Below are 17008 nucleotides of genomic sequence, written 5' to 3'. Positions count from 1 at the left end.
CACATTCTCCGCTGTCGTCCCGGGCTCGCGCTTCGCGCGCCCCGGGACGACGAAGGCGCGTTCACGCAGGCGGGTTCACGTCGGCACCCGCGCGCCCGAGATCGCGCTCGCGCAGATAGATGTAGAAGCCGGCGCCGATGATGATGGCGGCGCCGACGAGGGTTGCGATCGACGGCACGTCGCCGAACACGACAAAACCGAAGATCACGGCCCAGACGATCATCGAATATTGGTAGGGCACCACGACGCTCGCGGGCGCCAGCTTGAGCGAGCGGTTGACGCAGAACAGCGCGGTCACCGAGATGCATCCGGCCAGCGCGAAGATCACGAGGCTGCCCGGCGTCGGCGGCACCCAGTGGAACGCCGACAGCACGGCACCCAGCGAAAACGTGCCTATGAATTGCGAGGACGCCATCACGATGTCGGGCGTCTTGCGCAGGCTGCGCGTGATCAGCATCAGGGTCGCAAACGACAGGCTGCCGCCGAGCGCGATCAGTGCCGGCAGGCTGACGGTCTGCGCGGAGGGGCGCAGCGCGATCAGCACGCCGCAGAAGCCGATCAGGATCGCTGTCCAGCGCCGCCAGCCGACCTTTTCCCCCAGGAAGATCGCCGACATCGCAGTGACGAAGATCGGACCGGCCAGATAATAGGTGATGACGTCGGCAAGCGGCAGATAGACCGTCGCGAGGAAGAAGGCAGCCACCTCGAGCGTCGACAGCACGACACGGAACAGCTGCAAGCCCGGCCGCTCCAGATGCAGGAACTGGCGACGCTGCGTCCAGATCATCGGCGACAGCAAGAGCAGCGCCGCGCAGGCACGCAGGAACAAGAGCTGCCCGACCGAATAGGTGCCGACCAGAAACTTGCCCATGGCGTCGCCGAACGAGAACATGAAGATCGACAGCACCATCAGCGCGATGCCGGCCAGCCGCGCCGAGCGGTCGTCATAGGCGGAAAGGTTCTTGAACAGGGGCATCGACAGGGTTTGCTTCGGGAAACGCGTCATTGCGAGCGAAGCGAAGCAATCCAGGCTGTCACCACGGCGGCAGCCTGGATTGCTTCGTCGCTGCGCTCCTCGCAATGACGGAGGACAGGGCAGCAGCGCGATCGATAGAGCGTCGGAAGGTCCTTTTAATGGCGACACGGCACCAAACAAGTCCGCGTTCGATCAATTGAACGCATTGTCGCACTGCGCGCGGCGCGATACGGATCATTCTCCAAGTCCGTTCCGATGGAAGTCCGTTCCGATGGTGCAGCGCATGACCGACTTCGATCCCACCCAGCATCGCATGATCCCCGCGCAACGCTGGTTTGAGGATTTCGTCGTCGGCGAGCGCTTCGTGCTGCCGAGCCGCACCCAGACCTCGGCGGTGTTCGCCGCATTCCAGACCGCGAGCGGCGACACCCATCCGGTGCACTACGACCTGGAATATTGCCGCAGCCGCGGCATGCCGCATCTGCTCGCCCACGGCTTCCAGACCTTGATCCACACCGCGCCCGGTGCCGGCCTGTTTCCGTTCATGGTCGAGGACTCCCTGATCGGCTTCCTCGAGCAATCGAGCCGGTTCCTCAAGCCGGTGTTCGCCGACGACACGATCTACCCCGCGCTCGAGGTCACCGAGCTCACGCCGGGCCGCTCGACCGGCGTGGTGACGCTTCGAAGCACGATCTTCAACCAGCGCAAGGAGCTGGTGCTGGAGGGCATGCAGAAATTCCTGATCCGGCGCCGCCCGGCAGGTTAAGCAAGGCGCGACTTCGGGAGAAATTCGGCCAATCCGCGGGGCAATGCGGGTTGCCGCAAGGCACCGGCTGGCCTACCTATGGCCCATGAAATTCCTCGACGAAGCAAAGGTCTATATCCGCTCCGGCGACGGCGGGAACGGCTGCGTGGCGTTCCGCCGCGAGAAGTTCATCGAATTCGGCGGTCCCTCCGGCGGCAATGGCGGCCGCGGCGGCAATGTCATCATCGAAGTGGCCGACGGGCTCAACACGCTGATCGACTACCGCTACCAGCAGCACTTCAAGGCCCAGAAGGGCGAGAACGGCTCGGGCTCGGACCGCCACGGCGCCAACGGCAAGAACATCGTGCTCAAGGTACCGGTCGGCACCCAGATCTTCGACGAGGATCGCGAGACGCTGATCCACGACTTCACCAAGGTGGGCGAGAAGTTCGTGCTGGCCGAGGGCGGCAATGGCGGCTTCGGCAACGCGCATTTCAAGTCGTCGACCAACCGCGCGCCGCGCAACGCCAATCCCGGCCAGCCCGGCGAGGAGCGCTGGATCTGGCTGCGGCTGAAGCTGATCGCCGATGCCGGACTCGTCGGCCTGCCCAATGCCGGCAAGTCGACCTTCCTCTCCAAGGTCAGCGCGGCGAAGCCCAAAATCGCCGACTATCCCTTCACCACGCTGCATCCGCAGCTCGGCGTCGTGAATGCCGACGGCCGTGAATTCGTGCTGGCCGACATTCCCGGTCTGATCGAGGGTGCGCATGAAGGCGCCGGCCTCGGCGACCGCTTCCTCGGCCATGTCGAACGCTGCCGGGTGCTGCTGCATCTCGTCGACGCGACCTGCGAGCACGCCGGCAAGGCCTACAAGACCGTGCGCAAGGAGCTCGACGCCTATGGCGGACAGCTCGCCGACAAGATCGAAATCGTCGCGCTGAACAAGATCGACGCGGTCGAGCCGGACGAGCTCAAGAAGCAGAAGGACCGCCTCAAACGCGCGGCGAAGAAGACGCCGCTGCTTCTCTCCGGCATCACCGGCCAGGGCGTCAAGGAAGCGTTGCGCGCGCTTGCCGACGTGATCGGCGAGAGCCCCGTCTCCGCGAAGGCGAAGAGCGCGGCCGAGGCGGAGCCGTGGTCGGCGTGATTTGGCCCCTGTGAGAACGCAGCCCCGAACTTGACACCTCTCCCACAGGGAGAGGTCGGCGCGCAGCGCCGGGTGAGAGGCTCCGCCCTCTCGTGGGACCTGAACCCCTAACCCGATTTGCTGCGCAAATCGACCTCTCCCTTCGGGAGAGGTTGTCATCGCGGCTCCTATATCGCAGCATCAAACGACGAATGTGCGGAAAGGGCAAGGCATGGCGCGCGCGAAGAACGTTCTCTGGATCATGTGCGACCAGCTTCGCTATGATTATCTCGGCTGCACCGGCCATCCCACGCTGAAGACACCGAACATCGACGCGATGGCGAAGCGCGGCGTGCTGTTCAGCAAGGCCTATGTGCAATCGCCGATCTGCGGGCCGTCGCGGATGTCGTTCTATACCGGCCGCTACATGCGCTCGCACGGCTCGCACTGGAACGGCTGGCCCTTGCGCGTCGGCGAGCCTACGCTCGGCGATCACCTCAAGAAGATCGGCGTGCGCAACGTGCTGGTCGGCAAGACCCATATGGCGCCGGACCTCGAGGGCATGAAGGCGCTCGGCATCCCGCCGGAATCGATCATCGGCGTGCACGTCGCCGAATGTGGGTTCGAGCCTTACGAGCGCGACGACGGCCTGCATCCCACGGGGCGGCCGCGACCGAAATACGATGACTATCTGCGCCAGCAGGGCTTTGAGGCGACCAATCCCTGGGAGCATTGGGCCAATTCAGGCGCAGCCGACGATGGCTCCCTGCAGAACGGCTGGCTGCTGGTGCATGCCGACAAGGCCGCGCGTTTGCCGGACGAGCATTCCGAGACGCCCTACATGACGCGGCGCGCGATGGACTTCATCACCGAGGCCGAGACCGACGGCCGGCCGTGGTGCCTGCACCTGTCCTACATCAAGCCGCACTGGCCCTATATCGCGCCCGAGCCCTATGCGAGCATGTATTCGACCGACGACATGATTCCGGTGATCCGCTCCGAGCGCGAGCGCCAGAATCCGCATCCCGTGTTCGGCGCCTATATGGACATGCGCTATTCCCGCAACATGGCGCGCGACGATGCCCGCGAAAAGGTGATTCCGACCTATATGGGCCTGATCACGCAGATCGACGACCAGATGGGCGTGCTGATGAAGTTTCTGGAGGACCGAGGCCTCTTGGACACCACCATGATCGTGTTCACCTCCGATCACGGCGATTATCTCGGCGATCACTGGATGGGGGAGAAGGATCTGTTCCACGAGCAGTCAGCGAAGATCCCGCTCATCATCATCGATCCCTCGAAGGAGGCCGACGCCACGCGGGGCACGCGCAGCGACGCGCTGGTCGAGGCGATCGATCTCGCGCCGACCTTCGTCGATTATTTCGGCGGCAAGGTGCCGGGCCACATCCTCGAAGGACGTTCGCTGCTCCCGCTGCTGCGCGGCGCCACACCACCGGACTGGCGCAAGGTGGCATTCTCCGAATACGACTACGCCATGCAGGACGTGCGGCTGAAGCTGAACCAGCCGATCGAACGCTGCCGCCTGTTCATGGTGTTCGACGGCCGCTGGAAATACATTCACGCCTCCGGCTTCCGCCCGATGCTGTACGACCTGGAAACCGATCCTCAGGAATACGTCGATCGCGGCGACGATCCGGAATGCGCGGGCATCATCGCGCGCCTCCAGGCCGAGCTGTTCGACTGGGCGCTGCATCCGAACGGCCACATCACGACGCCGCGCGAGAAGATCGCGGCCTATGCGGACAACCAGCTCCAGGTGAAGGGCGGGATCCTGATCGGCATCTGGGACGAGAAAGAGCTCGCGGCGATCAAGGACGGCATCGCGCAGCGCGCGAAACTATAAGACCCTCATGGTGAGGAGGCGCGACAGCGCCGTCTCGAACCATGCAGGCCGAGCCGCAGCAGCGGGGCCTTTCATCCTTCGAGACGCGCGCAAAAGCGCGCTCCTCAGGATGAGGGGATAGAGAGAGCGCGCCGCTCTCTCTAGGCATCAAGCCCAGCGACGACCGCGCAAATGCTGCCGACTAACGGTCGACCAAACGGCCTTCAAATTTCGGCTTACCTGGCACCAGAAAGAGCCGGTACCACTCCATATCCTTTCGCTCGGCGATTTCAGCGTCCGAGAGTTTGGCCGTCTCACCGAGGCTCGACTGGTCAACTCCGAGATTTTGCCCAGCCACGTAGACTGCGTAGTCACCCCGCTCGATATCCGCAGAAATTGGAGGATCGGTGTCGATCACCGACATGACGTGAATATGCCCGCTCCCGCAACTGAAATGCACGCACGTGATCCGCTGCCACTCATCCGATGAAGGCGGCCCGTCACTCGACACCAGCTCAACCCAATGGTCGTTGAGATCGGCTTCGGTGCCAATCATTCGAAACGCCGGCACGCCGGCAAAACCTTGCCTGGTTTTCTCCGCGTCCCAGTTCTCCTCGCTCTCAAGGGACCTGAATGGATCGTCGCACACGACGATCTGATAATTGCTCGCAAACACGCGCGCCGCGCCGAGTAACCGCTCTGTCATTGTCGACCAAACAGATTCAATTCTCGATCTTGTAGCCCGTCGCCTTCACGATCGGCTGCCAGAACGCCGTGTTTGCGGCGAGCTCCTTCGTCAATCCTTCCGGCGTCGACCCGACCGGGATCATCCCGATCGCCGTCAGCTTCTCCTTCACCTCGGGCTTGGCCAGCGCCGCGCTCGCGGCTGCGCCGAGCTTGCCGGCAAACTCCGGCGGGCTGCCGGCGGGAAGCCACATCCCGTACCAGGCGTCCGCGACGAGATCGATGCCGTTCTCCTTCAGAGTCGGAACGTCGGGCGCGAACGGCGAGCGCTCGGCGCTCGCCACCGCGACGATCTTCACGCCCTTGGCGCGATGCTGCGGCAGCGCGTCGGCCAATGTCGTGATGCCGAACGAGATATGGCCACCGACGAGGTCGTTGAGGATGGGTGCGCTGCCGCGATAGGGCACGCGGGTCAGGGGAATGCCGAGATCCTTCTCGAGCTTGGAGCCCGTGAAATGAGGGATGGTGCCGTTGCTCGGCACGCCAAACGACGTCTTGTCGGGATGCGCCTTCAGCCAGGCGACAAAGCTCTTGAAATCCGGGACGTCGATCCCCGGGCCGATCACGACGGCGAATTCGAACCGCGCCAGCAGCGACACCGGCATGAAGTCCCTGGCCGTGTCGAAGCTCGGTGTCGTCTCCACCATCGGCAGCAGGTACATGGTGGGGCCGGTCGTCACCAGCACCATGCTGCCGTCGGGGCTTGCGCCCTTCACCGCCTTGATGCCGATCAGGCCGTCGCCGCCGGTGCGGTTCTCGACCACGATGGTCCGTTGCAGCACCGGGGCCATCTCCTGCGCGATCAGCCGGCACAGCGTATCGCCGCCGGCTCCCGCTGCGAACGGGAAGATGATCTTGCTCAGCCCGGCCTGCGCCTGCGCTCCACCCGCATGCGCGAGGAGCGGCAGGCCGAGGCATCCGGTCATGAATTTGCGGCGATCCATACGTTTCCTCTCCAACCCCGTTTTTGGTTGCCGGCATTAGAACCGGGTTGGCGTCCAAGACAAGGCCGACGTTGGCCGTTTACCATCTCGCCCGCCTTGCGCCGGCCATCGTCCTGCTGCAAAAGCAGGCCTCACCGGCGCCGCTCTTTCGCTCCGCCGCTTCCGATGCAGAGCAATTCGTCACACGCGCCAGCACATACACACATGGCCAGCCCCGAACTCAGTCAATTCCGCCGTATCGTCGTCAAGGTCGGCTCCGCACTGCTGGTGGATTCCGACAAGGGCGAGGTACGCGCGTCCTGGCTCGCCGCGCTCGCGGACGACATGGCCAAGCTGCACAACGAAGGACGCGACGTCCTCGTCGTCTCCTCCGGCTCGATCGCGCTCGGCCGCAGCCGCCTCAAGCTGCCGCGCGGTCCGTTGAAGCTGGAGGAGAGCCAGGCCGCTGCCGCGGTCGGCCAGATCGCGCTGGCGCGGATCTGGTCCGAGGTGCTGGGGGCGCACGGCATCGGCGCCGGCCAGATCCTGGTGACGCTGCAGGACACCGAAGAGCGCCGCCGCTATCTCAACGCCCGCTCCACCATCGGCAAGCTGCTGGAATGGCGCGCCATCCCCGTGATCAACGAGAACGACACGGTGGCCACCAACGAAATCCGCTACGGCGACAATGACCGCCTCGCCGCGCGCGTCGCCACCATGGCGAGCGCCGACCTGCTCGTGCTGCTGTCCGACATCGACGGGCTCTACGACGCCCCGCCGAAGAACAACCCGGACGCAAAGCTCATACCCGTGGTCGAGAGCATCTCCTCGGAGATCGAGGCGGTGGCGGGCGACGCCGAGTCCGAGCTGTCGCGCGGCGGCATGCGCACCAAGGTCGAGGCGGCCAAGATCGCCACGACGGGCGGCACCCACATGCTGATCGCCTCCGGCAAGATCGAGCATCCCCTGCAGGCGATCGCCAATGGCGGCCGCTGCACCTGGTTCCTGACGCCGGCCAACCCCATCACCTCGCGAAAGCGCTGGATCGCAGGCACGCTGGAGCCGAAGGGCACGCTGACGATCGATGCCGGCGCCGTGACGGCGCTCCGCGCCGGCGCCAGCCTGTTGCCGGCCGGCGTGATCAAGGTGGAGGGCCAGTTCGCCCGCGGCGATGCCGTCATCGTCCGCGGCCCCGATACCAGCGAGGTCGGCCGTGGCCTGATCGCCTATGACGCCGAGGTCGCCGAGCGGATCAAGGGCCGCTCCTCCCCGGACGTGATGAGCATCCTCGGCATCAGCGGCAGGTCGGAGATGATCCACCGCGACGATCTCGTGGTGGGCGGGTAGATCCCTTTGCGCCGTCATTCCGGGATGGTCCGCAGGACCAGACCCGGAATCTCGAGATTCCGGGCTCGGTGCTCACGCACCGCCCCGGAATGACGTCGGGAGACCAGCCATACCCTCCCGACCCTTCGCAAAAGCGGGATTTCCGTGCTAGGACACCGCCTTAGCAGAAGGTTGAACCCCATGGCCGCCCCCCTCAAAGCCGTTGACGGCAATGCCGATCGAGCTGGCGATCTCTTGGCGCTGATGTCCGATCTCGCCGCCCGAGCCCGCGCTGCCGCGCGCGTGCTGGCGCTGGCGCCGCCGGAGCAGAAGAACCGGGCGCTTGAGGCCATGGAGCGGGCGATCCGCGCAAGCTCTGCTGCGATTCTCGCCGCCAACGCCGAGGACGTCGCAGAAGCCCGTGCCTCCGGCAACATGACCGCTTCCTTCATCGACCGCCTGACGCTGACGCCGGCGCGGATCGAGGGCATGGCCGAAGGTATCGCCATCGTCCGCGGCATCGCCGATCCCATCGGCGTCGTCACCGAGAGCTGGCAGCGGCCGAACGGCATGACCATCGAGCGCGTGCGCGTGCCGCTCGGCGTCGTCGGCGTGATCTTCGAGAGCCGGCCGAACGTGGCGGCGGACGCCGGCGTGCTGTGCCTGAAGTCCGGCAATGCCGTGATCCTGCGCGGCGGCTCCGACAGTTTTCGCTCCTGCCGTGCCATTCATGAGTGCCTGGTGCAGGGCCTGCGCGAAGCGGGCCTTCCCGAAGCCGCGATCACGCTGGTCCCGACGCGCGACCGCGCCGCGGTCGGCATGATGCTGTCAGGCCTGAACGGTGCGATCGACGTGATCGTGCCGCGCGGCGGCAAGAGCCTCGTCGCGCGCGTCGAGCAGGAAGCGCGCGTGCCGGTGTTCGCGCATCTCGAAGGCGTCAACCACGTCTATGTCGATGGCAGCGCCGACCTCGCAATGGCGAAGTCGATCGTGCTCAATGCCAAGATGCGACGCACCGGCGTCTGCGGCGCGGCCGAGACGCTGCTGGTCGATCGCGCCGCTGCCGGCAAGAACCTGAAGCCGCTGGTCGAGATGCTGCTCGATGCCGGCTGCGAGGTGCGCGGCGACGACGCCGTGCAGAACATCGATGCACGGGTCAAGCCCGCCAGCGAAGACGATTGGGACACCGAATATCTCGACGCGATCATCGCGGCGAAGGTGGTCGACGGCGTCGACGGCGCGATCGCGCACATCCAGAGCCACGGCTCGCATCACACCGACGCGATCGTGAGCGCGGACGAGGCTGCCGCGAAGAAGTTCCTGAGCGAGGTCGATTCCGCGATCGTGCTGCACAACGCCTCGACGCAGTTCGCCGACGGCGGCGAGTTCGGTTTCGGCGCCGAGATCGGGATTGCCACCGGCCGGTTCCACGCCCGCGGTCCGGTCGGCGCCGAGCAGTTGACGAGCTTCAAATATCGCGTCCACGGCACCGGGCAGACCCGGCCGTAGACATCGCGAGGCGCGGGCATTGAGCAACAATTTCGTCGTGCCGCGTTCCCCGGCGCAAGCGGTCCCGCCCCACACGCCGGGCATGCGCATCGGCCTGCTCGGCGGCTCCTTCAATCCGCCGCATCAGGCGCATCGCGCCATCAGCCAGTTTGCGCTGAAGCGATTGAAGCTCGATCGCGTGTGGTGGCTGGTCACGCCCGGCAATCCGCTGAAGGAGAACGGCACGCTGCACGAGCTCGGCGCGCGCATGCAGGCCGCGCGCGACGTCGCTGATGATCCGCGCATCGAGGTGAGCTGTCTCGAATCCGTCATCCGTACGCGCTACACTATCGACACGATCAACACCTTGCGCCGCCGCTTCCCCGGCCTGCGCTTTGTCTGGATCATGGGCGCCGACAATCTCGCTCAATTCCACCGTTGGCAGGACTGGCGGCGCATCGCCGCCCAGGTGCCGATGGCCATCATCGATCGCCCGCCGCAGAGTTTTCGTGCCCTCGCCTCCCCCGCCGCCCAGGCGCTATCGCGCTACCGCCTGCCCGAGACGAAGGCGGCAGGACTTGCGGATCGGCCGGCGCCCGCCTGGGTGTTCCTGACCGGATTGAAGCTGAACCTCTCCTCGACGGGCCTGCGGAACCCGGACGGAAGCTGGAAAGGTACGAAGTGAGACGAAGTGTGCGGGCTGGAGGCTCTCTGGCATATTGAAACCCTTAACCCCACATGATGTAGTGTAACCAGTGAGCGCCGGATTCGCGTTCGCGATACAGTGAAAGGAATGGTCCCTGACCACATCTGTATTGTCCAAGTCAGCTTCGACGAAGCCTGTTTTACCCAAGGTTGCCAAGCCTACGCGTAAAACATCGACCAAAGCTGCGGCCTTGAAGGCGCAACCCGACGCCGACAAGACGCTGAGCCTGATCCTCTCCCGCCTCGAGGACATGAAGGCGGAAGAGACGGTCACCATCGACCTTCGCGGCAAATCGGCGTACTCCGACTACATGATCGTGACCACCGGCCGGGTGAACCGGCACGTCGGCGCGATCGCGGAAAACGTCACCAAGAGCCTCAAGGAAAACGGCATCAAGAACATCCATGTCGAGGGCTTGCCCAATTGCGACTGGGTGCTGATCGATTCCGGCGACGTGATCGTGCACGTGTTCAGACCCGAGGTCCGCGAGTTCTACAATCTCGAGAGATTGTACACCCAGGGCCCGGGGGCGGCGAAGGCGATCTAGGCTCATCGAGCCGATTTCGAATCGGCTGACGCGCATGCTAGCGTCGTGTGCGCGCGCTTATGGCGCGCGGTCTTGAAACACGACCCTGACGATATCAGACCCTGAAGATATCATGCGTGTTGCTGTCATTGCGGTGGGCCGGCTGAAGCAGGGCCCCGAGCGGGAGCTTGCGGACCGCTATTTCGAGCGGTTCGACGAGGCCGGCCGCAAGCTTGGATTCCGCGAGCTCAGCATCCACGAAATTCCCGAGAGCCGCGCGCGCGATACCGCCACCCGGATGGCCGAGGAGGCTGCGGCGATCTCGGCGCATATTCCGGAAAGATCCATCCTGGTGGCGCTGGACGAGCGCGGCCAGAATCTCGAGTCCACCGTGTTCGCACGGCATCTCGGGCGCTGGCGCGACGAAGGCGCCGGACATACTATTTTCGTGATCGGAGGGGCGGACGGACTTTCGCCCGAATTGCGCCGTAAGGCCAAGCTCGCGATCGCGTTCGGCTCTGCGACCTGGCCGCACCAAATGGTCCGCGTCATGCTTCTGGAACAGCTTTATCGGGCCGCCACCATTCTGGCCGGCCATCCCTATCACCGCGCGTGATGCGCGCCACAACGAGCACTTTTGCCGAGAAGCGATGCGAGCGCCGATTCTCAACCTGCTGCTGATCGCCAACGTCGCCGGCGCAAGCCTGGCGCAAGCCCAGACGGCAACACCGGCGCCGCAGACCGCAGCCATCTCGCCCGACGCGATCAAGCAGCGCGAGCAGGAGCTGGAAGCCGCGCGCGCCAGGCAGAAGAGCGCGGAGGAAGCGCAGGCCAAGCTCAAGGCCGAGATCACCGCGCTCGGCCAGGACCGCACCCAGCTCAATCAGCAGCTGATCGAGACCGCCGCCAATGTGCGCACCGTGGAGACCAAGATCGACGAGGCCGAAGCGCGGCTGCGCGCGCTGAACGGCCGCGAGCAGCAGATGCGTGCTTCGCTCGATTCGCGCCGTGCCGACATCGTCGAAGTGCTCGCGGCCTTGCAGCGCGCCGGCCGGCGCACACCTCCGGCGCTGCTGGTGCGGCCCGAAGATGCGCTGCAATCACTGCGTACGGCGATGCTGCTCGGCGCCGTCGTGCCGGAATTGCGCGGCCGCGCCGAGAAGATCGCGGCCGAGCTCGGCGAGCTCGTGGCCTTGCGCAAGACCATCGCCACCGAGCGCGACCAGCTCGCCTCTGACCGCGACAGGGTCCGCAACGACCAGACCCGGCTCGCCGCCTTGGTCGACGAGCGGCAGCGACAGCAGGCGGCGCGCGAAAAGGACCTGGACGCCGAGAGTTCGCGCGCCATCGCGCTTTCAAGGCAGGTCGGCGATCTCCAGGGGCTGATCGCCAAGATGGAGCAGGACCTGCAAAGCGCCGCCAAGGCTGCCGAGAAGGCCGCGGAGGCCGCAAGGCAGGCCGAGGCGAAAGCGGCCGCCAGCGCCAAGTCGGGCCCGGGCGCCTTCAAGGACAAGTCCCGCACCACCCCGGCGATCTCCTTCGCTTCCGCCAAGGGACTCCTGCCTCTGCCGGTTAACGGTAACAAGATCAGGGACTTTGGCGGTTCCGACGGGGTTGGCGGGGTCCAGAAGGGGATTTCGCTGGCCACCAAGCCCGGCTCCCAGGTCACGACGCCGTGTGATGGCTGGGTGGTCTATGCCGGGCCGTTCCGCAGCTATGGACAACTCTTGATCCTCAACGCCGGTGGCGGGTATCATGTCCTGATCGCCGGGATGGAGCGCATTTCGGTCAACATCGGACAGTTTGTGCTCACGGGGGAGCCGGTCGCGACCATGGGGTCGACCTCTCAAGTCGCCTCCATTCTCGCCACGAACGCGAGTCAACCTGTGCTGTATGTCGAGTTCCGTAAAGACGGCACTCCAATCGATCCAGGCCCATGGTGGGCCGCAAGTGAAGGCGAGAAGGTTCGCGGATGATGCGCAAGACTTCAGTAATCCTCCTCAGCGCCGCCACCGGTGCAGCGCTGACGCTGTTCGTGACCCAGCCCCGCGCGGTGTTCATGGGCTCAAGCGCGCGAGCCGCCACCGCGGACACCTATCGCCAGCTCAATCTGTTCGGCGACGTCTTCGAGCGCGTGCGCTCCGATTATGTCGAGAAGCCCGATGACACCAAGCTGATCGAATCCGCCATCAGCGGCATGCTCACCGGCCTCGATCCGCATTCGAGCTACATGGACGCCAAGAGCTTCCGCGACATGCAGGTGCAGACCCGCGGTGAGTTCGGCGGCCTCGGCATCGAGGTCACGATGGAAGACGGCCTGATCAAGGTGGTCTCGCCGATCGACGACACACCGGCCTCGCGCGCAGGCGTCATGGCCAACGATATCATCACCAATCTCGACGACGAGGCGGTGCAGGGCCTGACCCTGAACCAGGCGGTCGAGAAGATGCGCGGCCCGGTCAACACCAAGATCAAGCTCAAGATCATCCGCAAGGGTCAGGACAATCCGATCGACGTCACGCTGGTGCGCGACAACATCCGCGTCCGCTCCGTGCGCGCGCGCATCGAGCAGGACGACATCGCCTATATCCGCATCACCACCTTCAACGAGCAGACCACCGAAGGCCTCAAGCGGGAGATCGGCAACCTCACGAACCAGATCGGCGGCGACAAGCTCAAGGGCTTCATCATCGACCTCCGCAACAATCCGGGCGGCCTGCTCGAGGAGGCGGTCACCGTCTCCGACTCGTTCCTTGAGAAGGGCGAGATCGTGTCGACCCGCGGCCGCAATGCCGAGGAGACCCAGCGCCGCACCGCGCATGCGGGCGACCTGACCAAGGGCAAGCCGGTCATCGTGCTGGTCAATGGCGGCTCGGCCTCGGCGTCGGAAATCGTCGCCGGCGCGCTGCAGGACCACAAGCGTGCGACGATCGTCGGCACGCGCTCGTTCGGCAAGGGTTCGGTGCAGACCATCATTCCGCTCGGAAGCGGCAACGGCGCGCTGCGGTTGACCACCGCCCGCTACTACACGCCGTCGGGCAAGTCGATCCAGGCCAAGGGCATCGTGCCCGACATCGAGGTGCTGCAGGACGTGCCGGACGAGCTGAAGTCGCGCACCGACACCAAGGGCGAGGCTTCGCTGCGCGGCCATCTGAAGAACGACGGCGACGAGAAGACCGGCTCGCAGTCCTACGTCCCGCCGGATGCCAAGGACGACAAGGCGCTCAAGCTCGCCGGCGACCTGCTCCACGGCATCAAGAACAGCGCCTCCGCCGCCCCCACGCCGGGCGACAACAAGGCCACGACCGACAAGCCCAAAGCGGCGAACTGAGTCCTCGCATTTCCGCGATCTGACGAAAAGGGCGGCTCCTGGAGCCGCCCTTTTGCTTGCAAGTCCGATCCCCCGGCCTATCCCGGCCTGCCGCCGCTTGACCTCGGCATGGTATCGTCGGCTGGAGTGATTCGGGATCTCGCATGACTGAAACGGCCGATGATCTGAGCGCGCCGCTCGGACAGGACAAGCCGCGCCGGAAACGCCGGCTGCGGCTGCCGTTCACGGCCATGCAGCTGCTTGCCGTCCTGCTCGGACTTTTCCTCCTCACCTTTGCCGGCTTCGCCATCTTCAACAAGGATCCGCTCGGCGGCGAGCCGATGACCCGGATCGCGATCCGCGCTCCCGATGCCACGGACGAGAAGCCGGCGGCCTCCGGCCACGGCTCGGAGAGCAAGCCGGAGGGCAAGCACGAGACCAAGGAGGCGCCGAAGCAGGCCGCCCCCGGTGAGCAGAAGACCATCACCATGATCGACGGCTCGACCGGCGCCCGCCACGACGTGGTGATCGGCGGTGGCGATGCCGCCGACAAGGGCGAGGCAGCATCCGCCCCGCCGCCCGTCATGGCCGGGATCAATCCGAAGCTCTTGGAGAAATCGCGCTACGGCATGATCCCGGTGGCCGCTGACGGGCTGAAGCCGTTCGACGTCTATGCGGCGGACGCCGACCGCGCCAAGGCCGCCAAGATGCCGGTGGTGGCGATCGTGATCGGCGGCCTCGGCGTCGGCGCCGCCAAGACCACCGACGCGATCATGAAGCTGCCGGCGGCGGTGACGCTGGCCTTCACGCCCTATGGCTCCGACCCCGGCAAGCTCGCCGAGCGCGCCCGCGCGCAGCGCCACGAGATCTTCCTCCAGATCCCGATGGAGCCCTATGACTTCCCCGACAACGATCCGGGACCGCAAACGCTGCTGACCTCGCTCAGCCCCGACCAGAACATGGACCGTCTCTATTGGCACCTGAGCCGGATGCAGGGCTATGCCGGCCTCACCAATTTCATGGGCGCGCGATTCATCGCGACCGAGCCGGCGATGCAGCAGATCATCCGCGAGGCCGCCAAGCGCGGCCTCGGCTTCTTCGACGACGGCTCCTCGCCGCGCAGCATCGCGCCCCAGGCCGCGGCGAACCAGGCCATGCCGTTCGGCAAGGGCGACATCGCCATCGACGTGGTGCCGACGCCGACCGAGATCGACCGCGCTCTGAACAAGCTCGAATCGACCGCACGAGAACGCGGCATCGCTGTCGGCACGGCCTCGGCCCTGCCCGTCTCGATCGAGCGCATCGGCGCCTGGACCAAGACATTGGGCGACCGAGGTATCCTTTTGGTGCCATTGACAACCGCGATGCTGAAATCAAAATCCAGCTAAATCAACGAATTGGTACGGCACGGCTCCCGCGGGGCCGCATCAAGCCGGACCTGAGGCATGCGAGAGGTCTGGCGGAATGGCGCGTTACGAGGATCTGCCCTACCGGACCTGCGTCGGTGTGATGCTGCTCAATCCAAAGGGACTGGTGTTCATCGGCCGCCGCGCCGGCGGCATCGAGCATGTCGACGACACCCATGTCTGGCAGATGCCGCAGGGTGGCGTCGACCCCGGCGAGGACACCTGGGAAGCCGCCAAGCGCGAGCTCTACGAGGAGACCAGCGTGCGCTCGGTCGAGCTGCTCGGCGAAGTCCCGGACTGGCTCACTTACGACATTCCGCGCACGGTTGCGGGGCGCGCCTGGAAGGGCCGCTACCGCGGCCAGCGCCAGAAATGGTACGCGGTGCGGTTCACCGGCAAGGACAGCGAGATCAACGTCGAGAAGCCCGGCGGTGGCGGCCACAAGGCGGAGTTCGTGAGCTGGCGCTGGGAATCGATGAAGAATCTGCCTGAGTTGATCATCCCCTTCAAGCGCCCGGTCTATGAGCGCGTGGTGAAGGAATTTTCTGCGCTGGCGGATGAATGATCCACTGTCGCTCCGGGGCGATACGAAGTATCGAACCCGGAGCCTCGAGATTCCGGGTTCGATGCTTCGCATCGCCCCGGAATGACGGCAAGGGATCCGCGCGTGACCAATGAAAAGCCCTACCGCCCCAACGTGGGCATCGCCCTGTTCAATGCCGACGGCCGTGTGCTGATCGGCCACCGCTTCAAGGGCGACGGGCCGGAGATCGTCCTGCCGGGGCTCGACTGGCAGATGCCGCAGGGCGGCGTCGACGAGGGCGAGGATCTGCGCGATGCGGCGATGCGCGAGCTCTGGGAGGAGACCAATGTCGTGAGCGCCGACTTTCTCGGCGAGACCGACTGGCTCACCTACGAATTCCCGCCTTACGACGGGCCGCAGACGCACCGGCTGGCGAAATTCCGAGGCCAGCGCCAGAAATGGTTCGCGCTGCGCTTCACCGGCCGCGATGACGAGATCGATCCGCTGACACCGCGCAACGGCCAGCCCGCCGAGTTCGACGCCTGGCGCTGGGAGCGCCTCGACCGTGTCGCCGATCTCGTGGTGCCATTCCGACGTGAGGTCTACCGGGCGGTGGCGAGAGAGTTTGCAGCCTTCGCAAGCTAAAGCGCGATGCGATTAGGAACAATCGTCATCGCGCTTTAGGTTATTGTTTGAGCATGATCTTTTCGGAAAACCGCTGCACACTTTTCCGGATCATGCTCCAAAACTGCGAAAACAACCCCATGCACAGTAGCGAAGTGTTTGACACCTCGCGATAAAATCGGCGGCAGCTCCAGCGATCCCGCAATAAAGTCTCAGCGCCCGCCACGGTCGTGACGAGCGCTGAACCTGTTCGGGATTTGCAGGCTTGAGCCCCGGAGCGGTGCCCCGGGGCTTAGTGCATAGCCGTGGAGCTGAGCTGCTGCTGGATGCTCTTGAAGTGGTCGAGCCGCTCGATGGCGTGATCGAGCTCGCCGCCTTCGTGCTCCTTCAGTCCCTCTTCCATCTCCGCGATCGTCTCGGCGAGCTGCGCACGGTCGAGCTCGGCCAGCGACGTCGCGACGTCGGCGAGCACGGTCAGCCCCTTGTCGGAGACCTCGGCGATGCCGCCGAGCACGATGATCTTCTCGTGCCTGCCGCCGCTGGTGATGGTGAGAATACCCGGACGGATCGCGGCCACGACCGGCGCATGTCCGGCCAGCACGCCGAAATCACCCTCGACGCCGGGGATGTCGACCTGATCGACCTCGCCCGAGAAGGCGAGCTTTTCCGGAGAGACGAGATCGAAGTGGAAGGTGGCCATGGGAAACCTGCGAATAGCGAGTGGCGAATAGCGAGTGGG

17 protein-coding genes are annotated in these 17008 nt (G+C 65.3%); 13 read left to right on the top strand and 4 right to left on the bottom strand.

Going from position 1 to position 17008, the window contains the following annotated elements:
- Window positions 1-61: 61 nt before the first annotated feature.
- Complete coding sequence (locus tag AC1RQP_RS15215; protein ID WP_239628982.1) at window positions 62-976, bottom strand: DMT family transporter; 915 nt, start codon at window positions 974-976, stop codon at window positions 62-64.
- Between the two features lie 283 nt (window positions 977-1259).
- Between AC1RQP_RS15215 and AC1RQP_RS15210 the strand changes: the two genes are divergently transcribed.
- The 3 genes from AC1RQP_RS15210 to AC1RQP_RS15200 all read left to right on the top strand — a co-directional run bounded on the left by AC1RQP_RS15210 (window position 1260) and on the right by AC1RQP_RS15200 (window position 4714).
- Complete coding sequence (locus tag AC1RQP_RS15210) at window positions 1260-1742, top strand: MaoC family dehydratase (RefSeq protein WP_492937546.1); 483 nt, start codon at window positions 1260-1262, stop codon at window positions 1740-1742.
- 85 nt (window positions 1743-1827) lie between these two features.
- On the top strand, window positions 1828-2868 hold the full coding sequence (obgE, locus tag AC1RQP_RS15205; RefSeq protein WP_492937545.1) for a GTPase ObgE: 1041 nt from the start codon (window positions 1828-1830) through the stop codon (window positions 2866-2868).
- 211 nt (window positions 2869-3079) lie between these two features.
- Window positions 3080-4714, top strand: coding sequence for an alkaline phosphatase family protein (locus AC1RQP_RS15200; protein WP_492937544.1), 1635 nt, complete (start codon window positions 3080-3082; stop codon window positions 4712-4714).
- Between the two features lie 181 nt (window positions 4715-4895).
- Here the strand turns inward: AC1RQP_RS15200 and comJ are convergent, their stop codons facing one another.
- Both comJ and AC1RQP_RS15190 read right to left on the bottom strand, forming a co-directional pair.
- On the bottom strand, window positions 4896-5399 hold the full coding sequence (gene comJ, locus AC1RQP_RS15195) for a competence protein ComJ (protein WP_126261270.1): 504 nt from the start codon (window positions 5397-5399) through the stop codon (window positions 4896-4898).
- A gap of 16 nt (window positions 5400-5415) precedes the next feature.
- A complete protein-coding gene (locus tag AC1RQP_RS15190) occupies window positions 5416-6381 on the bottom strand; it encodes a Bug family tripartite tricarboxylate transporter substrate binding protein (RefSeq protein ID WP_492937543.1) in 966 nt (321 codons plus the stop codon).
- A 204-nt stretch (window positions 6382-6585) separates the two neighbouring features.
- Between AC1RQP_RS15190 and proB the strand changes: the two genes are divergently transcribed.
- The 10 genes from proB (at window position 6586) to AC1RQP_RS15140 (ending at window position 16290) form a co-directional block, all read left to right on the top strand.
- A complete protein-coding gene (proB, locus tag AC1RQP_RS15185) occupies window positions 6586-7707 on the top strand; it encodes a glutamate 5-kinase (RefSeq protein WP_239628974.1) in 1122 nt (373 codons plus the stop codon).
- A 180-nt stretch (window positions 7708-7887) separates the two neighbouring features.
- Window positions 7888-9195 (top strand): glutamate-5-semialdehyde dehydrogenase, encoded by a 1308-nt coding sequence (locus tag AC1RQP_RS15180; protein ID WP_239628964.1) that lies wholly within the window; start codon window positions 7888-7890, stop codon window positions 9193-9195.
- Between the two features lie 19 nt (window positions 9196-9214).
- Entirely contained in the window at window positions 9215-9859 is a 645-nt protein-coding gene (locus AC1RQP_RS15175) for a nicotinate-nucleotide adenylyltransferase (protein WP_239628962.1), read from the top strand.
- 211 nt (window positions 9860-10070) lie between these two features.
- Window positions 10071-10427: a ribosome silencing factor gene (rsfS, locus tag AC1RQP_RS15170; protein ID WP_024338888.1), complete on the top strand. Its 357-nt coding sequence runs from the start codon at window positions 10071-10073 to the stop codon at window positions 10425-10427.
- A gap of 112 nt (window positions 10428-10539) precedes the next feature.
- Complete coding sequence (gene rlmH / locus AC1RQP_RS15165; protein WP_239628960.1) at window positions 10540-11022, top strand: 23S rRNA (pseudouridine(1915)-N(3))-methyltransferase RlmH; 483 nt, start codon at window positions 10540-10542, stop codon at window positions 11020-11022.
- Between the two features lie 34 nt (window positions 11023-11056).
- Window positions 11057-12382: a murein hydrolase activator EnvC family protein gene (locus AC1RQP_RS15160; RefSeq protein ID WP_492937542.1), complete on the top strand. Its 1326-nt coding sequence runs from the start codon at window positions 11057-11059 to the stop codon at window positions 12380-12382.
- On the top strand, window positions 12379-13737 hold the full coding sequence (locus tag AC1RQP_RS15155; protein ID WP_239628956.1) for a S41 family peptidase: 1359 nt from the start codon (window positions 12379-12381) through the stop codon (window positions 13735-13737). Before AC1RQP_RS15160 ends, AC1RQP_RS15155 begins: the two co-directional genes overlap by 4 nt.
- Before the next feature lie 143 nt (window positions 13738-13880).
- Window positions 13881-15104, top strand: coding sequence for a divergent polysaccharide deacetylase family protein (locus tag AC1RQP_RS15150; protein ID WP_492937541.1), 1224 nt, complete (start codon window positions 13881-13883; stop codon window positions 15102-15104).
- Between the two features lie 76 nt (window positions 15105-15180).
- On the top strand, window positions 15181-15687 hold the full coding sequence (locus AC1RQP_RS15145; protein WP_492937540.1) for an RNA pyrophosphohydrolase: 507 nt from the start codon (window positions 15181-15183) through the stop codon (window positions 15685-15687).
- Between the two features lie 102 nt (window positions 15688-15789).
- The gene (locus tag AC1RQP_RS15140; protein ID WP_239628951.1) at window positions 15790-16290 is read left to right on the top strand and encodes an RNA pyrophosphohydrolase; all 501 of its coding nucleotides are present in this window, start codon (window positions 15790-15792) and stop codon (window positions 16288-16290) included.
- A 271-nt stretch (window positions 16291-16561) separates the two neighbouring features.
- On the opposite strand, the gene AC1RQP_RS15135 is transcribed toward AC1RQP_RS15140, so the two are convergent.
- Window positions 16562-16969 (bottom strand): F0F1 ATP synthase subunit epsilon, encoded by a 408-nt coding sequence (locus AC1RQP_RS15135; RefSeq protein WP_239628949.1) that lies wholly within the window; start codon window positions 16967-16969, stop codon window positions 16562-16564.
- Between the last annotated feature and the right edge of the window lie 39 nt (window positions 16970-17008).

This window comes from Bradyrhizobium sp. GW821-FHT13H06 (assembly GCF_058803975.1).
The sequence above is the reverse complement of the archived record's forward strand: the minus strand, read 5'-3'. Positions and strand labels throughout refer to the sequence as shown.